The organism is Thermocatellispora tengchongensis, assembly GCF_014202315.1.
GTDB lineage: Bacteria > Actinomycetota > Actinomycetes > Streptosporangiales > Streptosporangiaceae > Thermocatellispora > Thermocatellispora tengchongensis.
Genome location: NZ_JACHGN010000003.1, coordinates 293,484 through 318,301, shown reverse-complemented (window position 1 = coordinate 318,301; position 24,818 = coordinate 293,484). Strand labels below are relative to the sequence as shown.

At 74.6% G+C, this 24,818-nt stretch carries 21 protein-coding genes; 6 read left to right on the top strand and 15 right to left on the bottom strand.

Annotated features, from left to right (window positions below; translation table 11 throughout):
* Positions 1–35: 35 nt before the first annotated feature.
* Complete coding sequence (locus HNP84_RS07780) at positions 36–1,904, top strand: SpoIIE family protein phosphatase (RefSeq protein WP_312924186.1); 1,869 nt, start codon at positions 36–38, stop codon at positions 1,902–1,904.
* Positions 1,905–2,051: 147 nt separating this feature from the next.
* Positions 2,052–3,260, top strand: coding sequence for a glycosyltransferase (locus HNP84_RS07775; protein ID WP_312924097.1), 1,209 nt, complete (start codon positions 2,052–2,054; stop codon positions 3,258–3,260).
* A 50-nt stretch (positions 3,261–3,310) separates the two neighbouring features.
* Here HNP84_RS07775 and HNP84_RS07770 read toward each other — a convergent pair whose 3' ends face one another.
* Entirely contained in the window at positions 3,311–4,393 is a 1,083-nt protein-coding gene (locus tag HNP84_RS07770) for a PucR family transcriptional regulator (protein ID WP_312924096.1), read from the bottom strand.
* Positions 4,394–4,487: 94 nt separating this feature from the next.
* Between HNP84_RS07770 and HNP84_RS07765 the strand changes: the two genes are divergently transcribed.
* Both HNP84_RS07765 and pruA read left to right on the top strand, forming a co-directional pair.
* Positions 4,488–5,417, top strand: coding sequence for a proline dehydrogenase family protein (locus HNP84_RS07765; protein WP_185048694.1), 930 nt, complete (start codon positions 4,488–4,490; stop codon positions 5,415–5,417).
* 14 nt (positions 5,418–5,431) lie between these two features.
* Positions 5,432–7,057, top strand: a complete 1,626-nt coding sequence (gene pruA, locus HNP84_RS07760; RefSeq protein ID WP_185048693.1) for an L-glutamate gamma-semialdehyde dehydrogenase — start codon at positions 5,432–5,434, stop codon at positions 7,055–7,057.
* Between the two features lie 132 nt (positions 7,058–7,189).
* Here pruA and HNP84_RS07755 read toward each other — a convergent pair whose 3' ends face one another.
* The 10 genes from HNP84_RS07755 to HNP84_RS07710 all read right to left on the bottom strand — a co-directional run bounded on the left by HNP84_RS07755 (position 7,190) and on the right by HNP84_RS07710 (position 16,565).
* On the bottom strand, positions 7,190–7,972 hold the full coding sequence (locus HNP84_RS07755) for a gamma-glutamyl-gamma-aminobutyrate hydrolase family protein (RefSeq protein ID WP_312924093.1): 783 nt from the start codon (positions 7,970–7,972) through the stop codon (positions 7,190–7,192).
* Positions 7,969–9,480 carry an aldehyde dehydrogenase gene (locus tag HNP84_RS07750; protein WP_185048692.1) on the bottom strand — a complete coding sequence of 504 codons (1,512 nt, stop codon included), beginning with the start codon at positions 9,478–9,480 and terminating at the stop codon, positions 7,969–7,971. The genes HNP84_RS07755 and HNP84_RS07750 overlap by 4 nt, the downstream gene beginning before the upstream one ends.
* Positions 9,477–10,190, bottom strand: a complete 714-nt coding sequence (locus HNP84_RS07745) for a gamma-glutamyl-gamma-aminobutyrate hydrolase family protein (protein WP_185048691.1) — start codon at positions 10,188–10,190, stop codon at positions 9,477–9,479. Before HNP84_RS07745 ends, HNP84_RS07750 begins: the two co-directional genes overlap by 4 nt.
* Positions 10,187–10,897, bottom strand: a complete 711-nt coding sequence (locus tag HNP84_RS07740; RefSeq protein WP_185048690.1) for a substrate-binding periplasmic protein — start codon at positions 10,895–10,897, stop codon at positions 10,187–10,189. Before HNP84_RS07740 ends, HNP84_RS07745 begins: the two co-directional genes overlap by 4 nt.
* Positions 10,894–12,285, bottom strand: a complete 1,392-nt coding sequence (locus HNP84_RS07735; RefSeq protein ID WP_312924092.1) for a glutamine synthetase family protein — start codon at positions 12,283–12,285, stop codon at positions 10,894–10,896. The genes HNP84_RS07740 and HNP84_RS07735 overlap by 4 nt, the downstream gene beginning before the upstream one ends.
* Positions 12,282–13,523 (bottom strand): NAD(P)/FAD-dependent oxidoreductase, encoded by a 1,242-nt coding sequence (locus HNP84_RS07730; protein WP_185048689.1) that lies wholly within the window; start codon positions 13,521–13,523, stop codon positions 12,282–12,284. Before HNP84_RS07730 ends, HNP84_RS07735 begins: the two co-directional genes overlap by 4 nt.
* A gap of 6 nt (positions 13,524–13,529) precedes the next feature.
* A complete protein-coding gene (locus HNP84_RS07725; protein WP_185048688.1) occupies positions 13,530–13,718 on the bottom strand; it encodes a ferredoxin in 189 nt (62 codons plus the stop codon).
* 27 nt (positions 13,719–13,745) lie between these two features.
* Positions 13,746–14,948, bottom strand: coding sequence for a cytochrome P450 (locus HNP84_RS55890; protein ID WP_185048687.1), 1,203 nt, complete (start codon positions 14,946–14,948; stop codon positions 13,746–13,748).
* A 122-nt stretch (positions 14,949–15,070) separates the two neighbouring features.
* Positions 15,071–15,826, bottom strand: coding sequence for a PDC sensor domain-containing protein (locus HNP84_RS07715; RefSeq protein WP_185048686.1), 756 nt, complete (start codon positions 15,824–15,826; stop codon positions 15,071–15,073).
* On the bottom strand, positions 15,810–16,565 hold the full coding sequence (locus HNP84_RS07710) for a FadR/GntR family transcriptional regulator (RefSeq protein WP_185048685.1): 756 nt from the start codon (positions 16,563–16,565) through the stop codon (positions 15,810–15,812). The genes HNP84_RS07715 and HNP84_RS07710 overlap by 17 nt, the downstream gene beginning before the upstream one ends.
* A 262-nt stretch (positions 16,566–16,827) precedes the next feature.
* Between HNP84_RS07710 and HNP84_RS07705 the strand changes: the two genes are divergently transcribed.
* On the top strand, positions 16,828–18,342 hold the full coding sequence (locus HNP84_RS07705; protein WP_185048684.1) for an APC family permease: 1,515 nt from the start codon (positions 16,828–16,830) through the stop codon (positions 18,340–18,342).
* A 118-nt stretch (positions 18,343–18,460) separates the two neighbouring features.
* Here HNP84_RS07705 and HNP84_RS07700 read toward each other — a convergent pair whose 3' ends face one another.
* The 3 genes from HNP84_RS07700 to HNP84_RS07690 form a co-directional block, all read right to left on the bottom strand.
* On the bottom strand, positions 18,461–21,187 hold the full coding sequence (locus HNP84_RS07700; protein WP_185048683.1) for a hypothetical protein: 2,727 nt from the start codon (positions 21,185–21,187) through the stop codon (positions 18,461–18,463).
* 7 nt (positions 21,188–21,194) lie between these two features.
* Positions 21,195–22,025 carry a DUF4132 domain-containing protein gene (locus HNP84_RS07695; protein WP_312924091.1) on the bottom strand — a complete coding sequence of 277 codons (831 nt, stop codon included), beginning with the start codon at positions 22,023–22,025 and terminating at the stop codon, positions 21,195–21,197.
* Between the two features lie 238 nt (positions 22,026–22,263).
* Positions 22,264–22,689 (bottom strand): PPOX class F420-dependent oxidoreductase, encoded by a 426-nt coding sequence (locus tag HNP84_RS07690; protein ID WP_185048681.1) that lies wholly within the window; start codon positions 22,687–22,689, stop codon positions 22,264–22,266.
* Between the two features lie 96 nt (positions 22,690–22,785).
* On the opposite strand from HNP84_RS07690, the gene HNP84_RS07685 reads away from it, so the two are divergent.
* Entirely contained in the window at positions 22,786–23,526 is a 741-nt protein-coding gene (locus HNP84_RS07685) for a lysophospholipid acyltransferase family protein (RefSeq protein ID WP_185048680.1), read from the top strand.
* 71 nt (positions 23,527–23,597) lie between these two features.
* On the opposite strand, the gene HNP84_RS07680 is transcribed toward HNP84_RS07685, so the two are convergent.
* Positions 23,598–24,764, bottom strand: a complete 1,167-nt coding sequence (locus HNP84_RS07680; protein WP_185048679.1) for a cytochrome P450 — start codon at positions 24,762–24,764, stop codon at positions 23,598–23,600.
* Positions 24,765–24,818 lie beyond the last annotated feature (54 nt).

The window sequence follows — 24,818 nt, the reverse complement described above, 5'->3', positions numbered from 1 at the left end:
GGTTCCATCGCTCGTGAGGACGTGCATTGACCGACGTGAACGGGCTGCCGACGCTGGAGCAGGCCCTGGGCGACCTGGGCGCCCGGGTGTCCTCCCTGCGTGAGGCCAGGGCCACCTACCCGGGCGACCTGGGGCCCACACTTGACGCGGCACTCGCGGAGCTCGACACCGCCGCCGAGCTCCTCGGCACGGCGCTGGCCGAACTGCGCAAGGTCTCGCGGAGGTCCAGCGCCCGCGAGGGCGGATCTCAGCGCGAGCACAAGCTGATGCGGCAGATCTTCCGCACCTTCCCGGTGCCGGTGATCATCATGGACAGCGGCGGCGTGGTGCGCCGGATCAACGCCGAGACCTCCCGGCTGCTGGGCAGCCCGGCGGGCTACCTGGTCGGGCGGCCGTTCCCGCTGCTGGTGGACGTCTCGCGGCGGGCGGCGTTCCGCTCCCACCTGAGCGCGGTGCAGCGTACGGGGCAGCCCGCCGCCTTCCAGACCCGGCTGGCGCACCAGGGCCGGGCGCACACCGTGCAGCTCGTGCTCACCCGGCTGGCCATGCCGGGCGAGCCGCTGGACATGGTGGTGGCGGTGGCGCTGCCCACCGAGGTGCAGTTGCCGGAGCGGCCGGCCGGGCGGGTGGAGATGTCCGACGCGGCGCTGCTGCTGGCCTCGGCGCGGCGGCAGGAGCTGCTGGCCCGGATGGGCCGGCTGCTGCTGGACAGCGAGAGCCTGCGCCGTCCCGTGGCGCTGGCGCGGGCGACGCGGCTGCTGGCCACCGAGACGGCCGACTGGGTGCTGGCCGACGTGATCCGTGACGCCCCCCTGGTACGCGCGGCGGTGCACGGCCCCCAGAACGAGCCGGTGACCGGCCTGGTGCGCCAGATCGAGCGCCTGGACCCGGCGGCCACCCCGATCGTGAACCGGGTGATGGAGCAGGGCTCGGGCGTGGTGCAGGAGATGGTGGAGGACGAGACCGCGCTCGGCGACCTGCCCGACGGCACGCCGGTGCTGCGCGCGATCGGCGCGGGCTCGCTGCTGTGCGTGCCGATCCCCAAGGGGCTCGGCGTGCAGGGCGCGCTGACGCTGGTGCGGCAGAGCGGGCGCGAGCCGTTCACCCTGGCCGACCTCGGCGTGATGGAGGAGATCGGCGCGCACCTGGGGCTGGAACTTGAGGCGCAGCGGGCGTTCCAGACCAGGAGCGAGGCGGCCGACGCCCTGCAGGCGAGCGTGGTGCCGGCGCACCTGCCCGACATCCCCGGCTTCGAGGCCGCGGCGATCTACCACAGCGGCTCCGGGCCTGGCTCGGTGGGCGCGGAGTTCTACGACGCCTTCCCGATAAAGGACGGCTGGGGGTTCGCCCTGGGCGGCGCCTGCGGCAAGGGCGAGGAGGCCGCCTCGGTCAGCGCCCTGGTGCGCAACGGGCTGCGCGTGCTGAGCGTGTGGGAGTCCGACCCCGGCGAGGTCATCCGGAAGGTGAACCAGGCGCTGCTGATGCAGGGCAGCGGGATGTTCGTGATGGCGCTGGCGGGATTCGTGCGGGCCAGGGACCGGGGGCGGCGGATCATGCTGGCCTCGGCGGGCCACCACCCGGCCGCGCTGCTCCAGCCCGACGGCAACGTGCGCTTCGCGACGGGCGGCGGGGTGCCGCTGGGCATCGACGACGAGGCCGAGATGAGCACCGAGGAGCTGACGCTGACGCCGGGCGACACGCTGGTGTTCTACTCCGACGGGCTGGTGGCCTTGCGCGACGAGCGCGGCGAGGCGTACGGCGAGGACCGCCTCACCGACGTGCTGACCCGCTGCGTGGGCCAGCCGCCGGCCACCGTGGTGAAGACCATCGAGGAGGACCGCAACGCGTTCTCGCAGGGGCGCTACTACGACGAGATCGTCATCATGGCGCTCCGGGTTCGCTAGATACACGGGGATTCGCCGAGATTCAGGAGGTTTGCCAAAGACACGAAGCAGGGTATGGTCACATACGTCTGCGGGTGCTTAAGACACAGGCACACCCAGGGATCACCGGGCGATTCAGCATGCCCAGCTCCTTCCCCGAGGTGTGCAGTGAACATAGCCATCGTCGCTTCCGACGCCGCCACCGACACCATCGACCACTCCGATGCCGCTGCCCAGCGAGCGCACCTTTATGCGGTCGCACGCGAACTGGGCCGTGAGCACCGGGTGACCATATACGCCCGGCTCGACTCTCCCGAACGCAAGCCGAAGACGCGCATCGCCCACGGGCTGACCGTCGAGCACGTCCCCGCCGGGCCGGCGGAGAGCCTGCCCGAGGACGAGGCGCTGAAGTACGCGCCCGAGTTCGGCGCCCGGCTGCACCGGCGCTGGGAGTCCGACCGTCCCGACATCGTGCACGCCTTCTCCTGGACCGGCGGGCTGGCCGCCATCGCCGCCGCCGACGGCCTGGACGTGCCCGTCACCCAGACGCTGCCGCGCCTGGGTCCCTCCATCTGGCAGCACGGCGCGCCCGTCGGCGAGGACGCCAAGCGCGTACGCCTGGCGCGCGCCCTCGGCCGCACCGCCACCGCGGTCATCGCCCGGTGCGGCGATGAGGAGTCGGAGCTGATCCGGCTCGGCGTGCCCCGGCACCACATCTGCGTCGTGCCCTGCGGCATCGACATCGAGCGCTACCGCCGCCACGGTCCCGCCGCCGCCCGCGGCAAGCGGCCCCGGCTGCTCCACATCGGCCCGCTCGGCCGGGAGCACGGCGCCCACACCGCCGTACGCGCGCTGGAGGGCGTCGCGGACGCCGAGCTGGTCATCGCGGGCGGCCCGCCGGCCGAGCGGCTGGGCACCGACATGGAGGCGCACCGGCTGCGCATCCTGGCCAAGGAGGTGGGCGTGGACGACCGGGTCACCATCCTGGGCCAGGTCTCGCCCGCCACGGCCGCCAAGCTGATCCGCAGCGCCGACGCGGTGTTGTCGCTGCCCGAGGAGGCCGCGGCCGGCGTGGTGGCGCTGGAGGCCATGGCCTGCGGCGTCCCGGTGATCGCCTCCGCCGTGGGCGCGCACCTCGACGCCGTGCTCGACGGCGTGACCGGCGTGCTGGTGCCCCCGGGGCACCCCGCCCGCACCGCCCGGCTGGCCCGCGAGCTGCTGGCCGACCCGACCCGCCGCGCCGCCCTGGGCTACGCCGGGGCCGACCGCGTACGGTCCCGCTACTCCTTCGAGCGGATCAGCCACGAGCTCCTGCGCGTCTATGAGGAGGCGCTGGAGACGTCGCGCTCCTCTCGCCACCTCACCGCCGCCCACTGACCCGGCCGCGTCGCCCGCCGGGGCCCCGGACCCGCCGGGGCCCCGGGGAGTCAGCGCACCCGGGCCGCCTTCAGCGCCAGGTGCAGCCGCAGGCGGGTCTCGCCGTCGGACAGGTCGGCGGCGGCGATCCGCTCGGCCTTGGCCAGCCGGTAGTAGAGGGTCTGGCGGTGCACGCCGAGCGCCGCCGCGGTCTGCTGGACGTGGCCGCCGCGGTCGAGGTAGGTCTCCACGGTGTGGGCGAGCTCGGGGTCGGCGAGCAGCCCGGCGGCCTCGCCCGCCAGCTCGCGCAGGTCGTCGGGGGGCAGCTTGGTGAGCATCTTGTACACGCCGAGGCCGGCCCAGGCCGCAACCGGGCCGTGGCCGGGCACCCGCTCGGCCACGGTGAGCGCCTGGCGGGCCTCGCGCCAGCTCCGCCACGCCTCGCCGGGCTCCTCGCGGGGCGCGCCCACGCCGGCGCTCGTGCCGTACATCGCCTGGACCCGGGCCGCGACGTCGGCGGCGATCCGGGCGGGCGCCAGCAGCGCGACCACGGCCTCGTCGCCCGGCGCGTCGATGGCGGGCGGCCGGGCCAGGACGCCGCGGGGCAGGGTCCACAGCGGCGCGACCCGGTCGGGCGCGGCCCGCACGGCCGCGGCGGCGACCGGCCCGCGCGGGCCGAGGCGGGCCAGCGCGCCGGCGCGGCGCTCGGGGTCGGCGGAGAACAGCTCGTCCAGCAGCCCGCCGAGGTCCTGGCGGCTGCGCGCGTCCTGGGCCAGCGCGGCGGCGGCCCGCGCGACCAGGGGCCGCACCTGGGCCAGCCGCTCGTCGGTGATCGCGCCGGAGTCGAGCAGCCACAGATAGCCGTACGTCACGCCGCCGTGGCGCAGCGGCACGCACACCCGCGCCAGCACGCCGAGGGCGGCGTCGGCCGGGATGCGCACCGGGCCCTCGGCGTGGGCGATGCCGTAGCCCTCGAAGTACTCGCGCACCAGGTCGGTGGCCCGGCGGCGCAGGATCGACTCCTGGCGCACGTGGTCGATGGCGCCGCTCTGCGCCGCGTAGGCCAGGAGCTGGAAGGACCGGTCCTCCAGCGTGGCGGACGCGCCGAGCAGGCGGGCGATCTCGTCCACCGACTCCTGCAGGTCCTCTTGCACGCCCCCATTGTCGTACAAATGTATGAAGAAGGGGGAACGCAACCGTGGCGGATGTCCATGGAACCCTGCTGACCTCGCGTTTTACCCTGCTTCCATGCTCGGTACCGCCCTTCTCGCCGCGTCCCGCAGCACGCTCGTACGGCGTGCCGTGTCCGGATTCCCGCTCACCCGCCGGGTGGTGGAGCGGTTCGTCGCCGGCGAGGACACCGCGAGCGCCGTCGCGGCGATCCGGCGGCTGACCGGCGCGGGCCTCGCGGTCACCGTGGACCACCTCGGGGAGGAGACCCGCGACGCCGACGCCGCCGCGCACACCGCCAAGGCGTACGTCGCGCTGCTGGACGCCCTCGCCCCGCTGGAGCTGGGCCCTCGGGCCGAGGTGTCGGTGAAGCTGTCGGCGGTCGGCCAGGCCCTGGGCGGCGACGGCGAGCGGATCGCGCTCGCCCACGCCAGGGAGATCTGCGCCGCCGCCCGCGCCGCCGGCACCACCGTGACCCTGGACATGGAGGACCACACCACCGTGGACTCCACCCTGGGCATCCTGCGCGAGCTGCGCGCCGACTTCCCCGGCACCGGCGTGGCCCTGCAGTCCTACCTGTTCCGCACCGAGGCCGACTGCCGCGACCTGTCCCACGAGGGGTCGCGGGTGCGCCTGGTCAAGGGCGCGTACGCCGAACCCGCCTCGGTGGCGTACCAGAGCAAGGCGGAGGTGGACAAAGCGTACGTGCGATGCCTGCGTATCCTCATGTCGGGGAAGGGTTACCCCATGGTGGCCACGCACGACGACCGGCTGATCGCCATCACCGAGCTGCTCGCCGACCAGACGGGGCGGGGCCGCGACGCCTACGAGTACCAGATGCTCTACGGCATCCGGCCCGACAAGCAGGAGGCCCTGGCCCGCGCGGGCGGCACGGTGCGCGTCTACGTGCCCTACGGCGACGACTGGTACGGCTACTTCATGCGCCGTCTCGCCGAGCGCCCGGCCAATCTGGCCTTCTTCCTGCGTTCGCTCACCTCCACGAAGTAATCGAGGTTCTCACCATGGATGCCATCAGCAACGTCCCCGCGCCGGCGAACGAGCCGGTGCTCGGCTACGCGCCGGGCAGCGCAGAGCGCACCGCGCTGGAGAACCGGATCAAGGAGCTCTCCGGGGCTCAGCTCGACCTGACCATGACCATCGGCGGCGAGCAGCGGATGGCCGGCGGCGCCCCCATCGACGTGGTGCAGCCGCACAACACGGCCGCGCTGCTGGGCCGCACCGCCGACGCCACCGCGGCCGACGTGCGGGCGGCGATCGAGGCGGCGATGGCCGCGGCGCCGGCGTGGCGCGCGCTGTCCTTCGAGGACCGCGCCGCCGTGTTCCTCAAGGCGGCCGACCTCCTGGCCGGACCGTGGCGGCAGACGCTCAACGCGGCGACCGTGCTCGGCCAGTCCAAGTCGGCCCAGCAGGCGGAGATCGACTCGGCCTGCGAGCTGATCGACTTCTTCCGGTTCAACGTGGCGTACGCGCGGCAGCTCCTCGGCGAGCAGCCGGCGTCGGCGCCCGGGGTGTGGAACCGGATGGAGTACCGGCCGCTCGAAGGGTTCGTGCTGGCGATCACGCCGTTCAACTTCACCGCCATTGCTGGAAATTTGCCGACATCTGCCGCTTTGATGGGGAATGTCGTCGTCTGGAAGCCGTCGCCGACGCAGCAGTTCGCGGCCCACTTCACCATGCGCCTGCTGGAGGCCGCCGGCCTGCCGCCCGGCGTGATCAACATGGTCACCGGCAACGGCCAGGCCGTCTCCGAGGCCGCCCTCACCGACCCGCGGCTGGCCGGCATCCACTTCACCGGCTCCACCAGGACCTTCCAGCACCTGTGGGCCACGGTCGGCGCGAACATCGCGACGTACCACGGCTACCCGCGCATCGTCGGCGAGACCGGCGGCAAGGACTTCGTCCTGGCCCACCCCTCCGCCGACCCGGCCGTGCTGTCCACGGTCCTGGTCCGCGGCGCCTTCGAGTACCAGGGCCAGAAGTGCTCGGCGGCCTCGCGCGCGTACGTGCCGCGCTCGGTCTGGGCGCGGATGCGCGACGACTTCGTCTCCACCGCCGAATCCCTCACCAGCGGCGACCTGGCCTCGGACCTGTCGCTGTTCATGGGCGCCGTGATCGACGACCGCGCCTTCGCCAAGCACAGGGCCGCCATCGACCGCGCCCGCGGCGTGGACTCCATCGAGGTCCTGACCGGCTCCTACGACGACTCCACCGGCTACTTCGTGCGCCCCACGGTCCTGGTGGGCTCCGACCCGGCCGACGAGATCTTCGTCAAGGAGTACTTCGGCCCGATCCTGGCCGTCCACGTCTACGACGACTCCGACTACGACCGGGTGCTGGACCAGATGGAGTCGATCGCGCCGTACGCCCTGACCGGCTCGATCGTGGCCCAGGACCGCCACGCCATCGCCGACGCCTCGGCCCGGCTGCGCTTCGCCGCCGGCAACTTCTACATCAACGACAAGCCCACCGGCGCGATCGTCGGCCAGCAGCCCTTCGGCGGCGCCCGCGCCTCGGGCACCAACGACAAGGCCGGCTCGATCTTCAACCTGATCCGCTGGGTCAACGCCCGCACGATCAAGGAGACCTTCGTCCCGCCGACCGACCACCGCTACCCGCACATGGGCTGACCCAGGACCCGCACGCCGGAGCCGGCCACGAACCGGCTCCGGCGAGCGGCCCTGATGGCGGCCCGCCTGGGCGGGGCGAGCGCGTGGGCGACCGTTACACCGTCCCGCTCGATCCGCCTGCGCGCCGCGCTCTCACCTCGGCCCTCGCGCGCAGGCGGTGGTGAGGGCGGTGAAGATCTCACGGCGGTGGGTGGCGGAGCCGGCCGGGTCCTCGGGGTGCCATTGGACGCCCACCAGCCAGTGGGCGGGGTGTTCCACGGCCTCGATCACGCCGTCGTCGGCCCTGGCCGCCACGGTCAGGCCCTCGCCCACCTCGGCGACGGCCTGGTGGTGGCCGGAGCGGACGGTCAGGCGCGGGCCGGAGACCAGGCCCGACAGGCGGGTGCCGGGGAGCACGGTGACCTTCTCGTCCAGGAACAGGGGGGCGCCCGGCGGGCCGTGGTGCAGGTGGTAGTCCTCCAGGTCGGGGATGAGGGTGCCGCCGTAGGCGAGGTTGATGAGCTGGGAGCCTCGGCAGATGCCCAGGACCGGGCGGCCCGCGGCGACGGCGGCGCGGATGGCGGCGATGCTGTGGTCGTCGGCGCGGCGGTCCACGCCGTAGGAGTTGGGGGCGGGGCCGGTCAGGCCGTAGAGGGCGGGGTCCGCGTCGCCGCCACCGAGCAGGAGCAGGCCGTCGTGCCCGGCGGCGGTGCGGGCCGGGTCGTCCAGGGCGGCGTGGTCGGAGGTGTCGATGAGGGTGTGGCGCGCGCCCGCCTCGGCCAGGCTCTCCAGCGCGGTGCGGGTGAAGGAGCGCACCAGCCCGGCCACGTGCTCGGTCATGCCGGGGAAGTTGAGCGAGACCAGGACGGCCACCCTCGGGCCCTGCGCCCGCAGCGGCCCGGGATCGACTTCCTCGCGGCGCACCACGGGGGTCACAGCTTGATCCAGGTGGTCTTGAACTGGGTGTACTTGTCCAGGGCGTGCAGGGACTTGTCGCGGCCGAAGCCCGACTGCGCGTAGCCCCCGAACGGCACGGTGATGTCGCTGTCGTCGAAGCAGTTCACCCAGACCGTGCCCGCGCGCACCGCGCGGGACATGCGGTGGGCGGTGGACAGGTCGCGCGTCCACACCGCCGCGGCCAGGCCGTACTCGGTGCCGTTGGCGATGCGCACCGCCTCCTCCGGGTCGTCGAAGTCGATCACCGACAGGACCGGGCCGAAGACCTCCTGGCGGGCGATCCGCATGCCGGGGTCCACCCGGTCGAAGACGGTGGGGGTCATGTAGCAGCCGCCGGTCTCGGTCAGGGTGCGCTCGCCGCCGGTGAGCAGGCTCGCGCCGTCCTCCAGGGCCCCGCGTACGTGGCCGAGCACGCGCCGCAGGTGCTCCTCCTCCACCAGCGCCCCCACCCGCGTACGCGGGTCGAGCGGGTCGCCGACCACGGTGCGGCGCGTCTCCTCCAGGACCAGGGCGAGCAGTTCCTCGCGCACCGAGCGGTGCACCAGCAGCCGCGACCCGGCCGAGCAGACCTCGCCCTGGTTGAAGAAGATGCCCGTGGCGACGGACCGTGCGACCGCGGCGAGGTCGGGGGCGTCGGGCATGACGATCTGCGGGGACTTGCCGCCCAGTTCCAGGGAGACCTGCTTGAGGTTGGACTCGGCGGAGTAGCGCATGAACAGCCGGCCGACCTCGCCGGAGCCGGTGAAGGTGATGGCGTCCACGCCGGGGTGGCGGCCCAGGGCGGCGCCCGCGGTGGGGCCGTGGCCGGGGACCACGTTCAGGATCCCGGCCGGTACGCCCGCCTCCACCGCCAGCTCGGCCAGGCGCAGCGCCGACAGCGGCGACTGCTCGGCGGGCTTGAGCACCACGGCGTTGCCCGCGGCCAGCGCGGGGGCGAGCTTCCAGGCCGCCATCATCAGCGGGAAGTTCCACGGGACCACCGCGCCGACCACGCCGAGCGGCTCGCGGGTGACCGTGGCCAGCACGTCCGGGCCGGTGGGGGCGACCTCGTCGTACATCTTGTCGGCGGCCTCGGCGTAGAAGTCGAGGCACTGCACGGTGACCCGCAGGTCCACGGCGAGGGCGTCGGTGAAGGGCTTGCCCATGTCCACGCTCTCCAGCAGCGCCAGCTCCTCGGCGTGCCGCTCCACCAGGCGGGCCAGCCGCTGCAGCACCGCGCGCCGCTCGCGCGGGTGCAGCCCGGACCACACGCCGGACTCGAAGGCGCGCCGGGCGGCGGCCACGGCGCGGTCGATGTCGGCGGCGTCGCCCTCGGCGACGTGCGCGACCACGCGGCCGTCGCGGGGCGAGACGCAGGCGAAGCGGGCCCCGGACGCGGCCTCCACCTGCTCGCCGCCGATGTGCAGGAGGGAGGGCGGGGTGAGGGCGGCGAAGCGGCGTTCCAGCTCCTCCCGCCTGGCGTCGGCGTCGATGACCGCGGTCGTCATGCGGCTGCCTCCTTCTGCCGTCTGGCTCGCTCTACTACGTCGGTGAACAGTGCGGCGTCCTGGGGGGACTCGCCGGCCAGGTCCTCGGGGTGCCATTGGACGGCGAGCAGGCCGGGGCGCTCCACCGCCTCCACCCGGCCGTCGGGGGATCGCGCGGCCACGCGCAGGCCGGTGCCGAGCCGGTCCACGACCTGGTGGTGGTAGGACGAGACCCGGTACGGCCGGGTGCCCACCAGGGCGGCCAGGGCGGAGCCGGGCTCGGCGGCGACCTCGTGGATTCCGTCGAGGTGCGGTACGGGGCCGGGCGGCAGGTGTTGCAGGAGGGTGCCGCCGCACACGGTGTTGACGACCTGGAGCCCGCGGCAGATCGCCAGGGTGGGGGTGCCCAGGGTGAGCACGGCCCGGATCACGGCGAGGTCGAGCGCGTCCTGGTCGGGGTGGTCCGGCTCGGTCTCCGGGGCCCGCTCCTGGCCGTAGTGCGCCGGGTCGAGATCCGAGCCGCCGGGCAGGACGAGGCCGGCGAAGCGGGACAGGCGGCGCGGGAGCTCGGCCAGGGCGGCGCGGTCGGCGCCGTGCAGCACCAGCGGCTCCCCGCCCGCGGCGAAGACGGCCTCGCACACCGCCTCGGCCGCGACGGTCGCGCTGAAGCGCAGGCCGGAGACCTTGGCGGCGCGGCGGCCGACCACCGCTATCGGGGGGCGGGAGGTCATGGGGCGGCCTCGGCGAAGGGGTAGTCGAGGCCGGGGAGCCACTTGGCCCAGGCGGCGGCGAGGCGGCCGTCCGCGGTCACGCGGCCGAGCGCGGCGTCCAGCTCGGCCCGCGTCTCCGGGCGGTCCTTGGCCACGCCCAGGGCCCACCGGTTGCCGGTGCGCACGGTGAACGCCAGCTCGTAGTCGGGGTGGTCGCCCAGGGGCACGAAGACCACGTCGTCGTCCACGACCGCGTCCACCTCGCCGGAGCGCAGCGCGGCCAGCATGTCGCCGAACACGTCGGCGGAGTCGCCGCCGAAGGGAACCGTGACCGCGCCGGCGAAGGTCTCGGCCAGGGCCATGTTGGTGGAGCCGGCGATGGCCGCGACGCGGCGTCCGCGCAGGTCGGCCGGCGAGCGGACCGGGTCGCCGCGGCGTACCAGCACGGACTCGTGGAAGACGGCGTAGGGGCGGGTGAAGTCGACCTGTGCGGCGCGGGCCTCGGTGACGCCCTGCCCGCACAGCACCGCGTCGGCCTCGCCGCGCTGGACGGCCGGGATCATCTCGGCCCAGGGCAGGAAGACCCAGCGCAGCGGGCGGCCGAGCTCGGCGGCGAGCAGCGCGCCGACCTCCGGCTCGTACCCGGTGCGTACGCCCTGGGCGTCGGCCAGGTGGAACAGCGGCGCCGCGTCGGAGTCGATGCAGGCCAGCCGCAGGGGCTCGGTCACGGCAGCTCCTCGGCGTACATCATGCGCTCCCAGTCGGTGACCGCGCCGCAGAAGCGGGCCCACTCGTCGCGCTTGAGGGAGGTGTACAGGTCCACCAGCGCGGGGCCGAGCGCCCTCTCGGCGATCGGGGAGGCGGCGAAGGCGTCCAGGGCCTCCCCCAGCGTGAGCGGGAGCCCGGCGAAGGCGGCCTCGCCGGTGTAGCTGGAGCCGCGGTGCGGCGGGCCGGGGTCGATGCGGTTGGCGATGCCGTCCTCGACGGCCGCGATGAGCAGCGCGTGCGACAGGTACGGGTTGACCATGGCGTCGGGCAGCTTGAACTCCAGCCGGCCGTTGGCCGACAGCCGCACGGTGCAGGTCTTGTTGTCCATGCCCCAGTTGATCTGGGACGGCGCGAACTGGCCGGAGTCCCAGTAGCGCTTGTAGGAGTTGACGGTCGAGCCCATCACGGCCATGGATCCGGCGGCGTGGGTGAGGATGCCGCCCAGGGCGTGCCGGCCGGTCTCGGTGAGGTGCAGCTCGGTGACGCCGGGGTCGGCCAGGACGTTCTGCTCGCCGCGCCACAGGCTGATGTTGTGGTGGCAGCCGTTGCCCATCATGCCGGTGGCGGGCTTGGGCATGAAGCTGGCGGTGACGCCCAGCTCGCGGGCGACCTGGCGGCAGATCTGCCGGTAGACGATCAGCCGGTCGGCGGTGCGGTCGGCGTGGTCGTACATCCAGTTGAGTTCGAGCTGGCCGGGGTCCTCGTAGTCGCCCTCGATCATGTCCAGGCCGAGCGCCCGGCCGTATGTGATCACCTTCTGGTAGATGGGGCGGTAGCGTTCGAGGTGCTCGACGTGGTACGCCGGGCTGGAGCCGGGCCGGAACCTGGCGTCCAGGCCGGGGCCGCTCCAGGTCATCTCGGGTTCGCAGCCGGTGCGCAGCTCCAGGCCGGTGCGGGCGGTGAAGCCGGCGTGGATCCGGATCAGGTTGCCCCGCACGTCGGTGGCCAGCGGCGAGCCGCCGATCTCGGGCAGGTGGGCGGGCTCGTACAGGCGGCAGAAGAAGCGGCCGACGGTGGTGTCCCAGGGCAGCACCGCGAAGGTGTCCAGGTCGGGCACGGCGGTGAACTCGGTGGCCTCCACACCGCCGCCGAGCAGGGCGCCCGCCCGGTCGGTCTGCAGGTCCGAGACCGCGGTGCCGTGCAGTTGCACGCCGCGCTCGGCGTTGCGGCGCAGGTGGTGGGCGGGGACCACCTTGCCGACCACGCGGCCGGTGACGGTGACGGCCTGGTAGTACAGGTACTGCACGCCGGCGTCGGCGATGCGCTCCTCGATCGCCTTGAGCGCGGCCTCGTCGGTGTTGCGCTCGCGGTGCCGGTCCAGCTCGGTGGGCATGACGGTGGTCGTCACGGATTCCTCGTCAAGGTCAGAAGGGGGCGGGTGAAGGCGGCGCGCAGCTCGCGCTGCCGGGCGGGGGGCAGGTTGACGGCGACGGTGCCCACGTGCCTGCCCTCGCGGTGGTAGGTGGCCAGCACGCCCTCGCCGAGGCGGGCGGGGTCACCCTCCTCCAGCCGGGCCTCCTCGGCCAGGGCCGGGGAGCCGAAGCTCTGCAGGCGCAGGTCGAGCTGGTCGCTCCAGAAGGACGGCACCGGCGCGAACGGCGCCGGGTCGGGGGCGCGCCCGGCCAGCAGCGCGGTCAGGGTGGCGGCGGCGCGCTTGGCGGTGTCGCCGGGGATGGACCAGTGCTCGACCCGGCGGGGACGGTCGTCGAACAGCGGGTTGGGGAAGCGCGCGACGTCGCCGGCGGCGACCAGCCGCTCGCCGGCGCGCAGGGCGTTGTCGCACAGCACGCCGTCGGACAGGTCGAGCCCGTTGCCGGCCAGCCATTCGGTGTTGGGCACCGAGCCGACCGCCTCGATCAGCACGTCGGCCTCCAGGGTGGTGCCGTCGTCGAGCTCCACCGCGCGCACCCGGTCGCGGCCGTGCACGGCGGCGGTCAGGCGGCCGGTGACGAAGCGGACGCCCGCGGCCTCGTGGTGGCGGCGCACGGCGCGGCCCAGCTCGGGGCCGAGCACGGCGAGCATGGGCTCGGCGGCCGGCTCGACCACGGTGACCTGGCAGCCGAGCCGCAGCGCGGTGGCGGCGACCTCGCAGCCGACGAAGCCCGCGCCGGCCACGACCACGCGGGTGCCGGGGCCCAGCGCGGCACGCAGGGCGAGGCAGTCGTCGAGGGTGCGCAGGGCGTGCCGGCCGGCCTGGGGGCCGGGCAGCGGCAGGCGGCGGGGCCGCAGCCCGGTGGCGGCGACCAGGCCGTCGAAGCCGGCCTCCCGGCCGTCGGCCAGGGTCAGCCGGCCCCGGGCGAGGTCGGCGGCGGCCACGGCGGCGCCGAGGCGGAAGGTCACGTCGGCGACGGAGGACCGCATCCGGAAGGCCACCTGGGCGTGCAGCCGCTCCGCGTCGTGGTCGCCGGGCCCGGCCAGGACCTCCTTGGACAGCGGCGGCCGGTTGTACGGCGCGTACGGCTCGGCGCCGAAGACGGTGATGGGGCCCGTGTGCCCGGCGGCCCGCAACTGCTCGGCGGCGCGCAGGCCGGCCAGGGACGCGCCGACGACGGCGATGTGCCCGTCGGAACCGGGCGTGCCCGTCATGGCGCGTCAGTCCTTGATCAGGATGGCCTGCACCGGGCAGACGTCGGCGGCCTCCTCGACTTCGAGGCGGCGCTCCTCGCCGGGCTCGCCGTCGTAGACGAGCCTGCCCTCCTCGTTCATCTCGAAGACCTCGGGCGCGGCGATGGCGCACTGGCCGTGGTCCTGGCACTTGGCCATGTCCACGATCACCTTCATGGCGATCTCTCCTCTCGGGCGAAGCGGTCAGGTGGCGGGGGTGAAGGCGATCGGCAGCCGGATCGGGCCGGTGTTGCCGGAGTCGGGCAGCCACTCGGCGCCGTCCTCGATGCGCGGGTCGCGCATGCGGCGGGCGAGCAGCGGCAGGGCCTCGCTCATGTCGCTGCGGGCCACGAAGTGGCCCAGGCAGTGGTGGGCGCCGCCGCCGAAGCCGAAGTGCGGCTTGCGCTCGGCGGTGATGTCGAAGGCGCCGTCGCCGAAGACCCGGGGGTCGGTGCCGGCGGACTCGGTGAACAGGTGGACGGTGGTGCCGGCGGGGATGTCCAGGCCCTGGTAGGTGAAGTCCTCGTGGGCCTCGCGGGTGACCCAGCGCGTGGTGGGGTTGACCCGCATGACCTCCTCCACGGCCCGGCCGCCCAGCTCGGGCCGCTCGGCGAGCAGCCGCCACTGGTCCGGGTGCCTGACGAAGGACTGCATGGCCAGGCCGAGCTGGTTGCGGGTGGTGTCGAACCCGCCGAAGATCAGCAGGACCAGGCCGTCGCGCAGCTCGTCGGCGCTGAGCCGGTCGGAGTCGCGCTGGGCGCGCACCAGGGCCGAGACGAAGTCGTCGCGCTCCTCGCGACGGCGCTCGGCGATCAGCTCGTCGGCGTAGGCGTAGAGGGCGGCGAGCGCCGCCTCGATCTTGGGCAGGTCCTGGCGGATGGTCACGCCCATGGCCAGGCCGATGGTGGCCGACTCGCGCGCGATCACCCGCCACTCCGACTCGGGCATGCCGAGCATGATGGCGATCACGCGGGCGGCGTACGGCTCGGCGAACTCCGAGACGAACTCGCACCGTCCCGGCTCGCGGAAGCCGTTGATCAGCTCGGCCGCCAGCGCCTGGAACCGGGGCACCAGGCCGGCGATGAGCTTGTGGGAGAAGGCGGGGTTCATCAGCCGGCGCAGCCGGTGGTGCTCCTCGCCCTCCTTGTTCAGCACCCAGCTCGCCCACCACTTGGCGAACGGCCCCTCGGTGACGCCGTTGTGCGCCGGCCACGCGGCGCTGCCCTGGCGCAGCTTGGGGTGCTTGAGCAGCCGGGACACCTCCTCGTAGCGCAGCACGGCGAGGCCGTAGTTGGTCCGCGCGTACCAGCTCCGCTCGCGCGCCTCGTGCACGGCGGCGGAGGTGATCGAGAAGTCCGGGTCGGTGATGTCGAAGTACGGGGCGGCTTCCGGCGCGGTAACCGTCACGAAGCCCTCCAGGGGTTGTCGATGACCAGGGGAGAGCGCTAATCATCTAAAACTGTAGTTCATGTGTCAATAAGGCGGCCGTCGCCTCGACGTCGCGATCCCCGGGAGGCCGAGCCGGGCTTCTAGGAGCCGGCGCGGCCGGCCAGCGCCAGGGTCCAGGCGCTGTCGCCGCCCACCTCGCCCACGGCGGCGAAGGTGCCGTCGCCCGGCTCGGGCAGCCGGGGCAGGCGCGAGCCGACCAGCCAGCGCGCGCAGTTGGCGGCCACGACGCGGCGCTCGGGGCCGACCAGCACGGCGTCGCGGCCGGCGGTGCGCAGCAGCCGGAGCAGGCGGGGCTCCAGGTCGCCCATGCGCACGTCGGCGGCGGCGACGCCGAGCAGGGTGCCCTCGTCGGCGACCGGCACCGAGAAGGTGCAGATGTAGCGATCGGCGCCGGAGTAGTCGACGTACGGGCCGAAGATCGCCCGCCTGCCGTGGTCGCGGGCGGCGGCGTACCAGTCGGTCTGGAAGTAGTCGTAGACGTCCACCGAGGTCGGGTCCAGGTTCAGCTTCAGCGGCACGTAGCCGGTGACGCCGCGCTGCCACCACTCGATGTGCCGCTCGCGGCCGGGCAGCAGGGCGGGCGAGGCGAGCAGGCCCAGGCCGTGGGCGGCGGGCATGGCGTCCAGCCACTCCAGGATCAGCGGTTTGATCCGGGCCAGCTCGGCGGCGTCGTACGGGCGCCCGGCCGCCAGCACCTCGCGCCTGGCGCGCACCACCTCGTCGGCCAGCGCCCGCGGCGCGGCGAAGACGCCCGCCAGCAGCTCGCGCACGGCCTTCAGCGCGCCCTCCAGCGCCTGCTCCGCCGCGCCGCGCTCGTCGTCAGGCCCGTACGTCATCCGTCAGCACCTCCCCGCGTTCCTCGACCGTCCGCAGGTGCAGCTCGATCAGCCTGCGCAGGTTGCGCTGGACGTGCCGCTCGGCCAGCGATCGGGCCCGGTCGCCGTCCTCCTCGGCGATGGCCGTGGCGATGGCGTGGTGCTCGGCCACCACCTCGTCGATCTCCGCCTCGGAGTCGTAGGACAGCCACAGCGGCCCGGCCGTCTGCGACTGCAGCGCGACCTCCAGCCGGGTGAGCCGCTCCGACTGCGAGGCGATGGCCACCTCGATGTGGAAGCGGCTGTCGGCCCGCACCCGCGCCCCCATGCCCTCGGCCCGCGAGAGCTGTTCCACCAGCGTGAGCAGCCGGCGCAGGTTGGCCCGGGAGGCCCGCTCGGCGGCGAGCTTGGCCGAGGCGCCGGACACGGCGAGCTGCTCGTCGGCGAGATCGCGCAGCTCGGAGACGGTGGCGGCGGCGATCCGCTCCAGCAGCGGGGCGCGCGGCGGATCGGCGGGGCGGCGCACGAAGGTGCCGCCGTGCCGGCCGCGCCGGGTCTCGACCAGGCCCTGCTGGCGCAGCACCGCCAGGCCCTCGCGCAGGGTCATCGGCGAGACGCCGAGCTGGTTGGCGAACTCCACCTCGGCCGGGAGCTGCTCGCCGTCGGAGAGCAGGCCGAGCTGGATGGCCTCGCTGATCCGCTGCACGATCTCGTCGGTGCGCCCGGCCGACGCCAGCGGTGGGATCAGCAAGGTCCTCATCACCGGCGCATCCTGTGCCGCCACGTCCCTCCCAGCTCCGTCTCTCGGCCGTTCCGCAAGGTCGCGGTGTTTCCGGCGTGTTTCCGTTCGCCGGGAACCCTTGTGCTATAACCCCTGAACTTGTAGCTTTTGCCCAATCACGGGGCGCCACGCATCCTAACCGGCCGGGACGCCGCGGCGGCAGTGCCCGCGCGACCGGTCTCCATATGCCCGCCCGTCCCGGGCACCTCCCTCATCCTCCGCACGACAAACGGGAGCCTGCATGACTTCGCCCACCCGACCCGCGGCGGCCGACAGCGACGCCGCGCAACTGGCCGCCCTGGGGTACGAGTCCGAGTTCAAACGCGAGATGAGCCCGTGGGCCAACTTCTCCCTGGGCTTCACGTACCTCTCCCCGGTGGTCGGCGTCTACACCCTGTTCGGATTCGCGCTGGCGACCGGCGGCCCGCCGATGATCTGGAGCTTCCTCATCGTCGGCCTCGGGCAGCTCATGGTCGCGCTGGTGTTCGGCGAGGTCGTGGCGCAGTACCCGGTCGCCGGGGGCGTCTATCCGTGGGCGAGACGGCTGTGGGGGCGGCGCTGGGCCTGGATGACCGGGTGGATCTACCTGATCGCGCTGCTGTGCACGATCGCCAGCGTCTCGTACGGCGCGGGCCCCTACCTCGCGGCCGTGTTCGGCTTCGAGTCGACGACGACGGCCACCGTCGTGTGCGCGCTGGTGATCCTGCTGGTCGCCACGCTGATCAACTTCGCCGGCACCAAGGTGCTGGCCACCGCCGCCATCATCGGCTTCGCCGCCGAGCTGATCGGCGCGCTGGTGGTGGGCGTCTGGCTGCTGGCCACCCACCGGGTGCACGGGCTGGGCGTGCTGTTCGACTCCTTCGGCGCCGGAGGCGAGGGCACCTACCTGTGGGCCTTCGCCGCGGCCGGCCTGATCGGCATCTTCCAGTACTACGGCTTCGAGGCGTGCGGGGACGTCGCGGAGGAGGTGCCCGACCCGGGCCGCACCATCCCCACGGCCATGCGGCGCACCATTTACATCGGCGGCGCGGCGGCCACGTTCGTCTGCCTGGCGCTGGTGCTGTCGGTCGGCGACATCCCCGGCGTGATCGCGGGCGAGGACGCCGACCCGGTCACGACCCTCCTCAACGACGCCTTCGGCGGCTTCGGCGCCAAGGTCGTGCTCGCCGTGGTGCTGCTGTCCTTCCTGTCCTGCGCGATGAGCCTTCAGGCCGCCGCGGGCCGGCTCGCCTTCAGCTACGGCCGCGACGAGATGATCGTCGGCAGCCGCTGGCTGCGCCGCTTCGACCACAAGCGGGCGGTCCCGCCGTACGCGCTGGTCGTCGCCGCGGTCGTGCCCGCGCTGGTGATCGTGGGCGCCGCCGGCGCCGGCGACACCCTGACCAAGATCGTCACCTTCTCGTCGGTCGGGATCTACCTGGGCTTCCAGATGGTCGTGCTCGCCGCGCTGCGCGCCCGCCTGAAGGGCTGGCGGCCGAGCGGGAAGTACCGGCTGGGCCGCTGGGGCCTGCCGGTCAACATCGTGGCGCTGGCGTACGGGATCGTCGCCATCGTGAACATGTCCTGGCCGCGCACCCCCGACGCGCCCTGGTACGACAACTGGCTGGTGCCGCTGTCTGCGGCGATCGTCATCGGCCTCGGCCTGCTGTACATGGCGGTGCACCGCAGCTACGGCCGCAGCACCGCGCCGTACGACGACGCCGTGCCCAAGCCCGCCTCCCCCGCCTCGGCCCCCCTCGCCCGCACCGAACCCTGACCCCACTCCCCCGCCGCCCGCCCGCCACTCTCCCGGTGGGCGGGCGGCGCCATGCGCTCACGGTCGGCCGCCGTGGGATCGGCAGGTTGTGCGGCGGCCATCGATGACGGCGCCATCCTCAGGCGGGGGTGGTCAGGTGGGTGAGGCGCATGTGGAGCTCGGCGGCCTGGCGGATCACGCCTGACAGGCCGCGGCGCAGGCGGGGGTGGGTGGCGAGGGAGGTCAGGGCGGCGTCCAGGAGGGGAAGGTCGGGGCGCTTGGCGTCCTCGGACAGGTCGGCCACCGCGGCGGCGAGGAGGCGGCGGACCTGGGGGCGGGCGATGCGGCGCAGGGCGGCCGAGGCGGCGGGGTCGCGGGGGCGCAGAAAGTGCCAGAAGGCGGGCGGGGGGACGATCGGGGTGCCGCGTGCCAGGCCGGCGGTGGAGGGGGTCCAGTGCTCGTTGGGGCCGATGGCGGCCTGCCAGTGGCCGGCGCCGTCGGCGGGGTCGAGCAGCCAGACGATCGACTCGCCCGCGACCACCATCGGCGCGCCGGCGCCGGGCAGGGCGAGCAGGCCCCAGGGGGCGAGCCCGCGCTCGATGCGCAGGGCGGCGGCGCGGCCGTCCACGCTCTCCACGCGGTAGCCGCCGTGCCCGTCGGTGCTGACCCGGGCGCCGAGGCGGGCGCCGTCGGTGCCGAGCGGCGATTCGCGCACGCCCTCGGGGAGCGGGGCCAGGGTGCACGCCTCCACGGCCCACTCGTGGCCCTCGGGCAGGGCGGCGGCGGCCAGGAACGGGGGCGCGGCGGGCGGGCCGAGGTCGCCCGTGCGCGGGTCCAGCTCGCGCAGCTCGGCCCGCCACACCTCCGGCTGGGCCCAGTACGCGCCGCCCTCGCACAGCAGGCGCGGGGTGTCCTCCACCCGCATGTCGCCGGGCCGCAGCAGCGTGCGGCCGGTGACGCGGGCGCCGTCCTCGGCCAGGAACGCGAAGCCGTGGCCCGCGTTCGGGTAGACCGACCAGCCGCGCCCGGCGACGGTCCGGACGGCGTCGGGCTCGGTGGACCAGTAGCCGCGCCTGCCGTGGCCGTCGTGCCAGACGACCAGGAACGCCCCCGCGGAGTAGATCACCGTGTGCGACTGCGCCGGCGGCGGCAGGGCCAGGTCGTGCTCGGCCACCCGCCCCTCCGGGCCGACCGCGATGGCGCGGGTGCGCGTGTAGAGCGTGAGCACCGGCCAGCTCGCGGTGATCTCGGCATCGGGGCCCAGCTCGTCGGCGGCGTCGTCCAGGGCGTCCCAGCCCAGCTCGTCCAGCACCCCGGCGGCGAGGGTGCGGCGCAGCGGCAGCGTGAGGTCGATGCCCCGGATCGCCTCGCGGGTGCCGGGCAGCACCGAGAGCGCGGCCCCGCCGGCCAGCCGCTCCAGCCGGGCCACCGCCTCCTTGGCGTCGGCCAGCCCGCCGCGGGCCGCCGCCGCGGACTCCGCGGCGATCCACTCGCGTACGAACGGGCGCAGCGCGGGGACGGGCAGCAGGTCCTCCACGCCGCGCTCGGCGGCGTGGACCCCGACCGCGGCGTGCAGCAGCGGGGCGTAGCGGGGGTCGGCCGCCGCCGCGGCGAGGTCGCGGCGGCGGGTGCGCAGCCACTCGTACAGGTCCACGGCCAGGCCGGGTGCGGGGTCCTCGACCGGCAGCCCGGCGGCCAGGCACGCGTCGAGCAGGTCGGCGTCCAGGTAGCGGGCCCGCCAGGACTCGCCCTCGCCCAGCCGCACCGGATGGGGGCCGGGACGCAGCCGCGCGACCAGTTCCAGCAGCGGGGTGGGGGCCGGACGGGCGCGGCGCCCGCGCTTGAGGTGGGCGGCCATCCGGGTCAGCCAGGCTCCGGGATCGGGGTCGCGCTCCAGGTCGCCCAGCGCCCCGGCCTCGCCGAGCAGGTCCAGCCACCACTCGTCGATGTCGGCGTACGGGAACAGGTGCAGCAGCGTGAGGCGGAGTTCGGGTGAGCGGCGGGCGAGGCGGACCAGGCGCGGCCGGTAGCCCTCCCAGAAGGCGGGGGCGGCGCAGCGCACGGACGGCATGGCGAGCAGGGAGGCGAGCGCGCGGCGCTCCTCGGCCTGCGCGTCCAGCCCGGCGGCGCGGGCCAGGGTGCGGAGCTGGCGGGGCAGGTCGGCCCAGGGCGGCAGGCCGCCCAGGGTGCGGCGCACGGCCAGGGCGAGCAGTTCCTCGCGGGCCCGCCCGGGGTGGTAGCGGGCGGCGAGGTCGGCGGCGTAGGCGGTGACGGCCTTGGCCGGCAGCGCCCCGGCCAGCGAGAACTCCAGGTACGCCGCCCGCCTGGCGGCCTCGTCCACCGGCAGGCGGTGGGCCTGCTCGGCCTCGCGGGCGCGGGCGAACATCAGGCCCGCGTGGGCGGGCTGGCGCGCCTGGATGAAGTGCCGCCCGGCCTGCTCCCAGAAGGCGGGCAGATGGGCGGGCGGCAGGCGCGCGGCGATGCCGGCGTACGCGGAGGCGGCGGTGCCCGGTCTGCTCCCGGCCAGTCGCGCGGCCCGCGCCATGGCGGGCGCGGCGGCCAGGGCCCGCTCGGCGCGATCCGGGTCGTGGCGCAGCGCCCACTCGGGGTAGCCCGCCCCGCCCGTACGCCGCCGCGCGACGGGCCGGCCCGGCGCCTCGGGCCGGGTGAAGCCGAGCGCGCCGAGCACCCGGTCGCGCACCTGCGCCTCGGTGGCCCCGGTCAGGACGACCACCGGACGGCCGGGCAGGTGCGGGTGCAGGTACGCCCGCGCGTGCACCGGCTCGGTGCCCGGCTCGTCGCCCCCGAGGGGCAGCAGGTCGCCGGCGTCGGCGGCGCCAGGCCCGATCGGCGGGTCAGTCCTCATGGGCGGGTCAGTCCTCATCGGCGAGCCTGCCCGCGTAGATCAGCTCCGCCATCCGCACCCCCTCGGACCAGGCGACCGCCCCCACGTCCGCGATCGGGATCGGCGTCTCGTCGGCGCCGACCCACAGCAGCTCGCCGGTCCAGGTCTCGGCCTCGGGCGCGCCGGCGCCCAGCCAGTAGCGCGCCTGGATCGGGACGCCCTCCTCCACCACCCGGCACACCGCGTAGCCGCCGCGCACCCCGAAGCCGAGACGGGCGGCGCGGTCGGTGGCGTGGCGCAGCTCGGCGAAGCGGGCGTCGGCGTAGCCGGTGACGCCGGTCCCGGCCCGCGCGCCCGCCGGGCGGGCGTGGGTCTCGCGGGCGAGCTGCGCGACGGCCTGGGTGACGCCGAGCCGGGCGGCGAGCGCCCGGAAGGAGTCCAGCTCGCCGAGGCGCAGGGGGTGCACGATGCGCGCCAGCCCGGCCGGCGAGACCCGTTCCTCGCCGGAGGGGCCGAGCAGCACGATCCGCCCCCGGGCGTCCACGCCGCGCAGCATGCCCGGGGGCTCCTCGCCCGGCACGACGACCAGGTGCTCCAGCGCCGCCCGCCAGGCCGGGTCGGGCCAGACCTGCCCGATCAGGACCACGGGCACCGGGAACGCGGTGAGCAGCCAGGACTCGACGGTCGCCCGGCACTCGCGCTCGTGCCGCTCCATGTAGTCGCGCAACGCGAGCAGCGCCTCGGCGGCGGGGCTGCGCCGCGCCGCCTTGGGCACCGCGGGCAGCCGCCTGCCGGTCCCGTTACGGCACACCAGCGTGGCGCCGTCGAGCGCCAGCTCGTGCTCCGGGGTCGCCGGCACCCAGACCAGCTCGGCATCCGACGCTTCCGCCGCGCCGGCGGCATCCGCCGCATCCTCTGCATCCGACGCATCTTTCGCAGCGTCCCCAGCCACGGAACACATCCTCGCAGAAAGTAACCGCCGAACACCATGCGTCCCCGGAATCACGCGGACCCCATTTCTCCCAATTCACCCGAGCTTGCCGGATAAATTCCGCGTCCCGGCAGGCCCGGCAGGCCCGGCAGGCCCGGGACGGCCGTCAGTCGGCGACGGCGCGTTCGGCGACGATCTTCTTGGGGTGCAGCCGGACCACCATCTCGCCCGGCACCCCGTTGCGCTCGCCGAACTCCCGCGCCCGGTCCTCGCCCATGTACCGGCCGCCGACCACCGTGGCCCAGCGGACCAGCTCGTCGAGCTCGGTGCTGAGCGTCACCGGGCCGCTGAGGATCACGTAGGAGTACGGGGGCTCCTGGTCGTCCACGCACATGGCGGCGCGCGGGTCGCGGCGCAGGGCCTTGCCCTTGAGGCTGCTCTCGTGGGTGGTGAAGACGACGTCGTCGCCGTCGAGGACGAACCACACGGGGGTGACGTGCGGGCTGCCGTCGGCCCTGGTCACCGCCAGCTTCCCGGTGCGGGTGCCGGTCATCGCGAACTCACGCCACTCGGCGTCACTCATCTGTTCCATGGCCGCTACGCTACGCCGCCACCCGCCGCGGACCCGGACGCGGACACCCACACGGATCGTGTCGTGGATACGGGGCCGTAGGTTACGGTTGGGTCCATGTCGGAGACTGTGTATCCCCCGGTGATCTGGACCGCGGTCAGCCTCTTCAAGCTGCTCGGGTTGAAGATCCGGGTCGAGGGCGCCGAGCGGGTGCCGGAGCGCGGCGGAGCCGTTCTGGTCAGCAACCACATCAGCTACCTCGACTTCATCTTCGCCGGCTACGCGGCCCGGCGCTCACGGCGGCTGGTCCGGTTCATGGCCAAGAAGGAGGTCTTCGACCACCGGATCTCCGGGCCGCTGATGCGGGGCATGCACCACATCCCGGTCGATCGCAAGTCCGGCGCGGGCTCGTACGCCGCCGCGCTGCGCGCCCTGAAGGGCGGCGAGGTGGTCGGCATCTTCGCCGAGGCGACGATCAGCCGGTCGTTCACCATCAAGGAGCTGAAGAACGGCGCCGTGCGCATGGCCGCCGCCGCCGACGTGCCGCTGATCCCGATGGCCCTGTGGGGCACCCAGCGGCTGTGGACCAAGGGGCGCCCGCGCCGGATCTTCCAGCGCAAGGTGCCGATCACGATCCTGGTCGGCGAGCCGATCTACCCCAAGCGGGGCGACGACATGGCCGCCCACATGGAGGAGCTGCGCGTGCGGATGGTCGAGCTGCTCGACCGGGCGCAGCGCACCTACCCCGAGATCCCGAAGGGGGTCTGGTGGCAGCCGGCCCACCTGGGCGGCACCGCCCCCACCCCGGAGGAGGCCGCGGCCATGGACGCCGAGGCCGCCGACGGCGCCGGAATCTGACCGCCCACCCCCGGGGTCAGCGGGGCTCGACCTGCTCCCCGGGGTCAGCGGGGCTTGACCTGCTCTCCAGGTCAGCGAGGCTTGACCACGGTGGGCAGGGTGGCGAAGCCGCGCACGTTGCCGATGTGCGAGCGTCGCGCGCCCGCCGGATCGATCTCGTAGTCCGCCACGGCGGCGGCCAGCTCCTGCAGCGCCACCCGGGCCTCCAGGCGGCCCAGGGCCGAGCCCATGCAGAAGTGCCTGCCGCCGCCGAAGCTGATCATGCGGCTGGTGTCGCGGGTCAGGTCGTACCGGTCGGGGTCGGGGAAGACCCGCGGGTCGCGGTTGGCCGCGGCGATGAGCAGCCACATGCGCGCGCCCGCCGGGATCGGCACGCCGTGCAGCTCGATGTCCTCGGTGAGCAGGCGGGCCAGGCCGATCGCGGGCGGGTCGTAGCGCAGGGTCTCCTCGACCCAGGCGCCGGCGTCGGCGTACGCCCGCTCCCGCTGGTCCGGGTTGCGCCAGGCCCAGTACCAGGCGTGGCCGAGCAGGTTCGTGGTCGTCTCGCTGCCCGCCGACAGCAGCACGAACAGCATCGGGATGATCTCCTGGTCGTCCAACTCCTCGCACAGCACCGACAGCAGGTCCTCGGCCGGGGCGCGGCGGCGTTCGGCGATCAGCCTGGCCCAGTAGGCCGCCAGCTCCGCGCCCGCGTCCAGGCCGCGCTGCGAGATCCGCCCGGTGCCGTCGTCCTCGCGCTGCAGGGACGCCTCGGCCAGCCGGCGCACGCCGTCGCGGTCGGAGCCGGGCACCCCGATCAGCTCCGAGACCACGTCGAGCGGCACCCGGATCGCGAAGTCCTCGACGAAGTCGAAGGCGCCGCCGTCGCGGCGCAGGGCCTCGGCGAGGTGGCGGCGGGCGATGCCCCGGATGTGCGGTTCGAGCGCGGCGACGCGGCGGGCGGTGAAGCCGCGCGAGACCAGCGCCCGCAGGGCGGTGTGCCGGGGCGGGTCCATCGCGACGAACGACAGCGCCCGCGGCGCGTCGGGGCCCCACGGCGGCACGTCCAGCAGCGGGCCGTGCGAGCTGGAGAAGCGGGCGCTGTCCTGCAGCGCCGCGGACACGTCGGCGTGCCGGGTCAGCGCCCAGAAGTCGTCGCGCTCGCTGTGGTAGACCGGCGCCTCGGCCAGCAGCCTGGCGTACACCGGGAACGGGTCCTGGTGGGTCGCGTGGTCGAACGGGCTGTACTCGACGTCCAAGGCCGGCTCCCTCGTCCGCGTCACGTCCGTGTGTCCCGCAGCGTAACCCGGCGA

Bases quoted from the DNA above. Each gene is read 5' to 3' on its own strand.
- HNP84_RS07705 (WP_185048684.1), top strand. From the start codon at position 16,828: ATGACTTCGCCCACCCGACCCGCGGCGGCCGACAGCGACGCCGCGCAA.
- HNP84_RS07700 (WP_185048683.1), bottom strand. From the start codon at position 21,187: ATGAGGACTGACCCGCCGATCGGGCCTGGCGCCGCCGACGCCGGCGAC.
- pruA (WP_185048693.1), top strand. From the start codon at position 5,432: ATGGATGCCATCAGCAACGTCCCCGCGCCGGCGAACGAGCCGGTGCTC.
- HNP84_RS07685 (WP_185048680.1), top strand. From the start codon at position 22,786: ATGTCGGAGACTGTGTATCCCCCGGTGATCTGGACCGCGGTCAGCCTC.
- HNP84_RS07690 (WP_185048681.1), bottom strand. From the start codon at position 22,689: ATGGAACAGATGAGTGACGCCGAGTGGCGTGAGTTCGCGATGACCGGC.
- HNP84_RS07765 (WP_185048694.1), top strand. From the start codon at position 4,488: ATGCTCGGTACCGCCCTTCTCGCCGCGTCCCGCAGCACGCTCGTACGG.
- HNP84_RS07715 (WP_185048686.1), bottom strand. From the start codon at position 15,826: ATGACGTACGGGCCTGACGACGAGCGCGGCGCGGCGGAGCAGGCGCTG.
- HNP84_RS07725 (WP_185048688.1), bottom strand. From the start codon at position 13,718: ATGAAGGTGATCGTGGACATGGCCAAGTGCCAGGACCACGGCCAGTGC.
- HNP84_RS07745 (WP_185048691.1), bottom strand. From the start codon at position 10,190: ATGACCTCCCGCCCCCCGATAGCGGTGGTCGGCCGCCGCGCCGCCAAG.
- HNP84_RS07730 (WP_185048689.1), bottom strand. From the start codon at position 13,523: ATGACGGGCACGCCCGGTTCCGACGGGCACATCGCCGTCGTCGGCGCG.
- HNP84_RS07710 (WP_185048685.1), bottom strand. From the start codon at position 16,565: ATGAGGACCTTGCTGATCCCACCGCTGGCGTCGGCCGGGCGCACCGAC.
- HNP84_RS07750 (WP_185048692.1), bottom strand. From the start codon at position 9,480: ATGACGACCGCGGTCATCGACGCCGACGCCAGGCGGGAGGAGCTGGAA.